This window comes from Mesorhizobium sp. M7A.F.Ca.CA.002.15.2.1, from assembly GCF_003998715.1.
Classification (GTDB): Bacteria; Pseudomonadota; Alphaproteobacteria; order Rhizobiales; family Rhizobiaceae; genus Mesorhizobium; species Mesorhizobium ciceri.
Map to the genome: position 1 here is coordinate 1 of NZ_RZPI01000661.1, position 3036 is coordinate 3036.

The 3036-nt window shown below is 67.4% G+C and carries 1 protein-coding gene; it reads right to left on the minus strand.

Features of this window, described 5'->3' with window-relative positions:
- On the minus strand, positions 1-3036 hold a 3036-nt coding region (locus ENZ74_RS27095; protein ID WP_206522335.1), incomplete at both ends, for a translocation/assembly module TamB domain-containing protein.

Consider the following 3036-nt stretch of genomic DNA (forward strand, 5'->3'; position numbering starts at 1 on the left):
AATTGAGATAGGGCACCAGCGAGCCGGAAAACCCGACCGTGCCTTCGGTGAAGGTCAGCCGCTTGCCGAGGATCGACAGTCGTCCGCGCTGCAAGGTGAAGGTGCCGACCGCTTGCGGCGACGAGGCCGGGCCGGTCAGCTTCAGCGAGCCGCCAAGTTCGGCATCAACGCCCCTGCCCTGGATGAAGATCTGATTCGGCGCGTTGACCGTGACATCGAGCGCAAGGCCGCTACCGCCGCCCTTGCCGCTGGTCGTCGGCGGCCGCAGCGCCTTGTCCTGCGCCTTGACCGCGCCCGGCGCGTTCTTGTGCTTGACGTCGAGCGCCGCCAGCGAGCCCGGCAATTTGTCGGGAACGGTGATCACCGTCTTGGCGAGATTGACGGTACCGGCGATGACCGGTGCGGAGGTCAGCGGTCCCTTGATCGTCAGGTCGCCGCCGAGATTGGCGGTCACCACCCTGCCGTCCGTATAGCGGCCGTCGACCAGCTTGATCGACAGGTCGGCCGGGAAACCCTGCGCCGGGTTGATGCCGACCGTGCCGCTGGCCGACAGGCTGCCGCGCGTCGACAGCGTTCCGGTCAGCCGGTTGATCCTGGCGACGCCGCCGGCAATCGAGACATCGGCGGCGAGATCGTTGACGGCGAGGCCGGAGCGCGCATCGACAAGGCGCGCACCCGAGGTGCTGATGCTGCCGCCGATGACGGGCGATGTCGCGGGACCGCGCACCTGCACGTTGACATTGGCGGTTCCAGACAAAGACAGACCCTGCGCGGCCAGCTTCTGGCTGAGCAGGCCGAACGGCACGACGCCATTGAAGTCGAGCACCAGTGACGGCGTGCCGGCCGTTGTCACGGTGCCGCCGCCCTTGAGGCCAAGGCCGGCGCCATCGCCGACATTGGCATTGAAGGTCAGCTTGTTGCCGCCGAAGGTGCCCGACGAGGAGACACTCACCGCACCGACACCGGCACCGCGCGTCTGCGAGGTCCGCACGCCGGCCGCGTCGAGGTTGAAGACAATGGCGGGGTTCGCCGGCGCACCCGTCACCTTGACCGTGCCTGAGATCGAACCGGCGGCGTCGAGCCCCGGCGAGAAACTGTTGGCGAGCGACATCGGCACCCGCGCCAGCGTCGCATTGATGTCGAGCGCCGTGCCGACCTTGCCGGTCACCGTCGCCGTACCACCGCCAAGGTTGAGCACGAGCCGGTCCAGCGTCGTTGTGCCGTTGGCAATGCTGACGGTCGAGGCCTGGGCGATGGCCGTCTTGATGCCCTGGACAGTCGCCTGGCCGGAGGCAAGCTCGATGGTCGTCGTGCCGTTGGCCACTTTCACCCGGCCGGCGGCCTGTGCCGGAATGCCCTTGACGGTTGCGCCGCCGGAGAAGCCGGTCCAGTCGCCGTCGCGCTTCAAGTCGACATCGATGCCGCTGATCACGGTGCCGCCCGACGTGACGGTGTCGGCGCGGATCTTTCCGGAGATCACGGGCGCCGCCAGATAGTTGGCGACCAGCGCATCGATCGAGACGGCTTTCGCCTGCAGGTCGCCGCGCGTAATCGATGCTGTCGCCGCCTTGATTGCGACCTGTGGCGCATTGCCGTTCTTCGAAAAGGCGATCGTGCCGCGCACATCGCCTTCGGCCTTCTCCAGGGCAAGTGCTGCCAGCGGGCCGATATCGGGCAGGTCGAGCGCGATGGTGCCGACCGGCACGAACTTTTCATCCAGCGCCAGATCGCCGGAAATCCTGTTCTTGCCGAGCGACAGCAGCAGGCCATTGATGGCGCTCTTGCCGTCCGCCGTCGCCAGCACGGCACTACCTTGCAGCGCCTGGCCGGCGACATTGCCGGTCAGCTGCACATTCGCCGCCGGATTGGCGGCATCGGCCTTGCCGGTGGCGGTCAGCTTCAGCCCGGTGATCTCTCGCGCCGCCACGAGAAGGCGGTCGCTGTCGATGGTCAACGACAGGTCCGGCGCCGCGGCCGGGCCCTGCGCGTTCAACGCAAAAGCGATGGCGCCCTTGGCGTCTTTCGACAGCAGCGAGATATCGCTCAGCGCACCCTTGATGTCGGCGGCCACCTTGTTGTCGGCAAGGCTGGCTTGCCCGTCTGCGGTCAGCGCGCCCGAGGTCAGCTTCAATCCGCCTATAGCGATACTGCCGTTGGGGTCGCGCTTCAGCGTGGCGCTGATCTCAGCGCGTTCGCCAAGCATGCCGCGTGCCGCCGCCGGCAAGGCCGACGATGGGGCATCCGCCTTCAGATTGAGGTCGATGGCACCGTCACGCAGCGATACCTGGCCGGCAACCTGGCTGTTCAGCGCATCGCTCTTGAGCGAGCCGCTGTCTATGGCAACCGCATCGGCTGTCAGGCGACCGCTGAGCGCCGCCGTGACCTTGCCGGCGATCAGCGGCGCAATCACCGGATTGTCGAGACCGACCTTGTCCACCGACACTGTGCCGGCAACTGGCCCTGCGCGGTTCTTCAGATCGAACGCATCCGAGTGCAACGCCAGGGCAAGCCCGTCCACCCTCGCTGGACTGGTGACGATCGAGGGCAGGATCGCAGAGACATCCAGGCGGGCCCGCGTGCTCTCGCCCGCCACCTTTGCCGACAAGGACCGGATTTCGATCTTGACCGGGCTCCCGGCGCTGCCGACAATCAGGGGCAGGCTGGGGCCGGATGAGATGAGATCGAGCGCAAAATCGCTGGCGCCGTTCGGATTGAGGGTGCCGGCTGCCTTGCCGGAAATCTTGTCACCGGTCAGTGTCGCCTGATGGAGCACCACGCCGCCGGCCATGGTGTAACTGCCTGCCGCGTCGACAGCCAGCGCTCCGAGCCCCGCCTGGCGAGTCTGGCTGGTTTCGACGCCAGCCAGTTGCGCATTGAAGCGGACATCGGGAGCGGCCGGCGGCCCGGTCACTCCAGCCGTGCCGCTGAGCGTGCCGACGGCGTCGAGGCCGGGCGAAAATTCATTGGCGAGCGCCGCGGGCAGTGCCGAAAATTGCGCCGCGAGGTCGAGCGTCTGACCGGCAGTGCCCGACAGCG